The sequence below is a fragment of the Acidithiobacillus sp. genome, from assembly GCF_023255755.1.
In the GTDB taxonomy this organism is placed as follows: domain Bacteria; phylum Pseudomonadota; class Gammaproteobacteria; order Acidithiobacillales; family Acidithiobacillaceae; genus Acidithiobacillus.
The window spans coordinates 1-2,891 of sequence record NZ_JAGDVS010000054.1; the positions used below are offsets into that span (position 1 = coordinate 1).

Sequence of the window (2,891 nt, forward strand, 5' to 3'; positions counted from 1 at the left end):
TATGGTCAATCCTTTGCGTTGGGCTCAGGCGCCGTGATGGACGATACCGTGATTCGCAGAACCCGGCTCGACCCGCGCTCCAGGCCGAGCTTGTCGCACGTCATCATGTTCACATAGCGTTCCATGGATTGCCGGGAAAGGGTATCTACTTCGCCGCAGTGCGCGGCAACCCAGCATCCGGCCTTGTAGGCATTACCCAGACGGGCACAGAGCGCATCGTAAAGGGATCGGGGAATGTGGAGTACCAGATGAGGACCAGCGTGCGTGATGAAATCCAGGGCGACATGGTCACGCTGGGGGATGGCGGTGGAAGCGGTTCCCGAGAGAACATCGGGAAGGTTGTGGTCGTTCTGATGCTTTGTGGGAGGCTGCAGACCCATGACAACTCCTTTTTTAATTATATAATTAATACATCTAATGCCATTATGTTGTTTTGTATCCCTAAACGTACATCCCGGCAAGACCGTCCAGCCCCCCTGGTTTCAGGGGAAATCTTTCGGGTCTGGCATCTCTTATCCAGGAATATATCCTGAACGACCCCAACCTTCCGCGCCCCACGAGTGCGCACCCATCACCGGTACCAAAGAATGCTATGGCTTTCCAAAGGTACCAGGCCAGCTTTGTGCTGTGGCACGATACGCGGCGTGAAAGCTTCTACAGGATGATCGGCGGGAATGTCACACCCATAATGGTAGCTGTTGATCCCCCCGCTCAGGGCATTGCCCCGGATCATGGGAACCACCATGGGGTCGTGCCCGTCCCAGCCATTCGCGTAGAGTTGTACGGCGATGGAGTCTGCATTCAGGTCATCCAGATATACGGGGATCCCAAAATGATGCACTTCCCCTTCAGACCGTACTGTCAGTTCGCCAAAATGGAGGCCGTTCCAATGACTGGCAACATCTTTCTGCCACCGACAAATGCCTTCGGCGACAGAGCGATCCTGGCGGGCGGCGAGCAGTTGGCTGGCGGGCACGTAAAGCGTGCTTATGTATTCCTGCAGCATGCGATTGCTGCTGAACTGCGGAGTGAGCCGACTCATGCTTTCGCGTACTTTGGCGACCCAGCCACAAGGACAGCCGTTGGTGTCGCGTTGATGATAAAATAGCGGAATGACTTCCTCCTCTAAAAGACGGTAAAGCGACTCCGCTTCCTGCCGATCCCAGTCGGGGCTCGCGTCATGTTCGTTGCGATCGCCCAGGGCCCATCCCAGCTCCGACGCATAGGCCTCGGCCCACCAGCCGTCCAGTTCGGAGAGATTCAGGCCGCCGTTGACGAGGACTTTCATGCCGCTGGTCCCGCAGGCTTCCCAGGGGCGGCGCGGGGTGTTGATCCACAGATCTACCCCCTGAACAAGCTGCTCGGCGACCAGCATGTCGTAGTCCGCGATGAAGACCAGTCGACTCTCCAACTCCGGGTGTTGCTTCAGGAATTGCGTCCACTGCTGAATCATGGCCTTGCCGGCGCCATCCTGGGGATGGGCCTTACCCGCGATAATCAGTTGCACCGGGTAGTGAGGCTGGGTCAGTAGGCGGTAGAGCCGGTCCGGATCACTCAACAGCAGGTTAGGGCGTTTGTAGGCCGTGAAGCGGCGTGCAAAACCCATGGTCAACGTGTTGGGATCGAGCGCGGCCTTTGCCCGTTCGCAGGCGTCTCCCGAAACGGGGGTGGCCGCCAGTTGCTGCTGCAGGCGTTCCCGCGCGAAGTGAACCAACTGCTGGCGGGCATCATTCAGCATCTGCCAGAGTTCCTGATCGGAAGCGGCTCGAAAATCGGTTTCGATATCCTGCAGATTGCCTGTCCAGCGCCCTTTGCCGCAGCGCTCCGTCCAGAGGCGATCGGCTTGCGCGGAATCCCAGGAGGGCATGTGAACGCCATTGGTGACATGGGTGACCGGCACTTCGTCCTCGGGCCAGCGTGGAAACAGGGGCTGAAACAGGCGACGACTGACGCTACCATGCAGGCGGCTGACGCCGTTGACGATGATGCTACCGTGAATGGCGAGCCAGGCCATATTGAAGGATTCCCCGGAATCTTCGGGATTTTCCCGGCCGAGAGCGAGGATCGTGTCGGTGTCGGCTCCAAAATGTTCCGGCGCCCAGGCGATATAGCGACCCAGCAGTTCCGGAGAAAATCGGTCAAAACCGGCGGATACGGGGGTATGGGTAGTAAAGACATTGCCTGCGCGGGTAGCCGTCAGCGCACAGGAAAAGTCGGTGCCATGATCGTGCATATGACTATAAGCACGGGCAAGGATAGCGAAGGCGGCATGACCTTCGTTGAGGTGGCAGATCTCCGGCTGAATGCCCAACCTCCGCAAGAGCATCCAACCACCGATGCCGAGACAGATTTCCTGCTGCAGACGGGTTTCCGGTCCCCCGCCGTAAAGCTCGGCGGTGATGCCGCGGTCGGCGGGGATGTTAAGGGGATCGTTGCTGTCCAGGAGATAGAGTGCGATGCGCCCTATTTTGGCCTGCCATGCGCGCAGAAAGATCTTGCGCCCGGGAAAGGGAAGCTCCAGACGCAACCATTCTCCTTCAGCCGTGCGCACGGGTATCACCGGCAGTTGGGTGGGATCATTGTGAGGATAGAGTTCAGACTGGCGGCCGCAGTCATCCAGCGCTTGGCGAAAATAGCCTTGTTGCCAGAGGATGCCGATACCGATCAGAGGAACCCCCAGATCACTGGCGGTTTTCAGGCAGTCGCCGGCAAGAATGCCAAGGCCGCCCGAGTAGATGGGCAGGGACTCGGACAGACCGAACTCCATGCTGAAATAAGCAATTTGGTGGAAAGGGGGTTGAGGATAATTTTCGGCGAACCAGGTGGCCCTTCCGAGTCGTTCCTGATGATGCTGGATGTTTTCTTGAAGGGTCGCAACAAAGTGAGGGTCT

General features: G+C 58.2%; 2 protein-coding genes. Both read right to left on the reverse strand.

Features of this window, described 5'->3' with window-relative positions:
- Positions 1 to 5 precede the first annotated feature (5 nt).
- A complete protein-coding gene (locus Q0C48_RS03790; protein ID WP_291521703.1) occupies positions 6 to 380 on the reverse strand; it encodes a hypothetical protein in 375 nt (124 codons plus the stop codon).
- 191 nt (positions 381 to 571) lie between these two features.
- Positions 572 to 2,891, reverse strand: a 2,320-nt coding sequence (glgP, locus tag Q0C48_RS03795; protein WP_291521705.1) for an alpha-glucan family phosphorylase, incomplete at its 5' end; no start/stop codon positions are given.

Coding starts and splice junctions, on each gene's coding strand:
- Q0C48_RS03790 (WP_291521703.1), bottom strand. CDS start 380: ATGGGTCTGCAGCCTCCCACAAAGCATCAGAACGACCACAACCTTCCC.